Origin of the sequence: Streptomyces graminilatus (genome assembly GCF_001418565.1) — a bacterium.
GTDB lineage: Bacteria > Actinomycetota > Actinomycetes > Streptomycetales > Streptomycetaceae > Streptomyces > Streptomyces graminilatus.
Window position 1 is genome coordinate 1 of sequence record NZ_LIQQ01000668.1, and the last position, 2,383, is coordinate 2,383.

The 2,383-nt window shown below is 73.6% G+C and carries 2 protein-coding genes; both read left to right on the forward strand.

The genetic code is table 11. The features are described from left to right. Positions 1-1,086 (forward strand): helix-turn-helix domain-containing protein (locus tag AOK08_RS39490; RefSeq protein WP_277816061.1); only part of this gene is annotated, 1,086 nt, incomplete at its 5' end. A 153-nt stretch (positions 1,087-1,239) separates the two neighbouring features. Beyond that, a partial coding sequence (locus tag AOK08_RS39495; protein WP_055535070.1) for a Gfo/Idh/MocA family protein occupies positions 1,240-2,383 on the forward strand: 1,144 nt, incomplete at its 3' end.

A 2,383-nucleotide genomic window follows, 5' to 3' on the forward strand; every position in this document is an offset into this window, starting at 1 on the left:
GGTGGCGGGCCGGAGCGCGCGGTGGTGGCGCTGGACGGGCGCAACCGGCTGGTCAGCGAGGCGGCGGTGCGGCTGGTGTCGCCGCAGGTGCTGGAGGCGCTGGAGCGGGGCGCGCGAGCGCTGTTGCAGTCGACGGCGTCTGTCGAGTCGTACGACATCGCGCTGCCCGAAGGGGCGGGCTGCACCGCCCGGATCCGTCCCGTGCGGGAGCGGGGCGACGGACCGGTGCTGGGGATCGTCGCCGTACTGGACCCGGTCCCGGAGGGGGTGACGGCGGTACCCGTGCTGCCCCGGCCGGTGGCGGGGCGGGCGGCCGGGAGTTCGGTGCCGTGGCTCCACGCGGTGGGCCGGGCACGGGAGTTGGCGCGCGGCAGCGAACCCCTGTTGCTGGCCGGGGAGCGCGGGTCGGGCAAGACCACGCTGGCCCGCGAACTGCTGGGCGGCACCGATCCGCTGGTCCTCGATGCCGCCGAGGCACCCGAACTCGGCCTGGGCGACGTCGAGTTGCCGGGCTCCCGCCCACTGCTCCTGCGGCACGCGGAGCTACTGACCCAGTCGGACGTCGCCGCGCTGAACCGTCTCCTCGACGAGCGTCCGGACGTCCATCTGCTGGCCACGTACACCCCCGGCACTCCCCCGGGCCCGTGCCTCCAGCGGCTCCTGGACACGCTGGCCGCCCGCTCGGTCACCCTGCCCGCGCTGCGCGAACGCCCGGAGGACATCCGCGAGTTGCTCCCGGCCCTGGCGCCGCGGCCGGCCGACGGCACACCGCCGCTCACCTGGACGCTGGACGCGCTGCGGGCGCTGGAACGGTATCCGTGGCCGGGGAACCTCACCGAACTCACCCATCTGGTGCGGACGTTGGCGGAGAACCGGCGGGCGGCGGGGCCGGTCGGCCGGGCCGAACTCCCCGACCCCGTACGGGAAGGGCCCGCCGCGCGCCCGCTCAGCCCGATGGAGCACGCCGAGCGCACCGCGATCCTGGAGGCGCTGCGCCGCAACGGGGGCAACAAGGCCCGTACGGCGGCGGCGCTGGGCATCGCCCGGGCGACGCTCTACCGGAAGCTGCGTGAGTACCGGGCTTGAGGCGCCGTCACTCCGGTCTTCGGCCGGTCTTCTGGCGGGCCTTCTGCTGGGCCTTGTGTCCGGCCTTGTGCCCGGCCTTCTGCTGGTGTGGCGCCGGGGGCCGAGGATGAGGGGGGACGAAAATGTTCTGGGACCGGTCGGAAAGGGGCTGTCATGGCAAGCACGCTCGGTGTCGCCGTCGTGGGGTTCGGCTGGATGGGCCGGGTGCACACCCAGGCGTACCTCCGGCTGCCGCACCACTTTCCCCGGCTGGGGCTGCGGCCCGAACTGGTCATGGTCGCCGAGGAGGTGCCGGGCCGGGCCGAGGAGGCCGCCGCGCAGTTCGGGTTCGCGTCGACGACCCGTGACTGGCGGGCCGTGGCCGCCGATCCGCGCGTGCGGGCGGTGAGCATCACCGCGCCCAACTTCCTGCACCGGGAGATCGGTGTCGCGATGGCCGAGGCGGGCAAGCACATCTGGATCGAGAAGCCGGTGGGTCTGTCGGGGGCCGACGCGAGCGCGGTCGCCGACGCGGTCGCCAGGGCCGGTGTCCAGGGCACGGTCGGCTTCAACTACCGCAACGCGCCCGCCGTGGAGCGGGCCCGGCAGATCGTGGCGTCCGGGGAGATCGGCACGGTCACGCATGTCCGCGTTCGCCTGTTCAGCGACTACGCGGCCCATCCTGACGGTGCGCTGACCTGGCGCTACGAGCGGGAGCGCGGGGGTAGTGGGGTTCTGGGCGACCTCGCCTCGCACGGTGTGGACCTGGCCCGGTTCCTGGTCGGCGACATCGACGCGCTCATCGCCGACACGGCGGTGTTCGTGCCCGAGCGGTCCCGTCCGACGGGCGCCACGGCCGGTCACACGCGTGCGTCGTCGGGTGGTGAGCGGGGGCCGGTGGAGAACGAGGACTACGTGTCCTGTCTGCTGCGTTTCGCCTCCGGCGCGCGGGGGGTCCTGGAGGCGTGCCGGGTGTCCGTCGGCGAGCAGAACAACTACGGCTTCGAGGTGCACAGCACGAAGGGGGCGGTGTTCTGGGACTTCCGCCGGATGAACGAGCTGGGGGTGAGCGCGGGTACGTCGTACCAGGATCAGCCGGTCAGTACGGTGTTCGTCGGGCCGGGGGACGGGGAGTTCGGGGCGTTTCAGCCGGGGGCGGCCAATGCGATGGGGTACGACGATCTGAAGGTCATCGAGGCGGAGCGGTTTGTGCGGTCGGTGGTTGTGGGTGCCCCTTGCGGGGCGACCCTGGGGGATGCGGTGAGGAGCGCCGGCGCGCTGGATGCGATGGGGCGGTCTGTGGAGTTGGGGGCGTGGG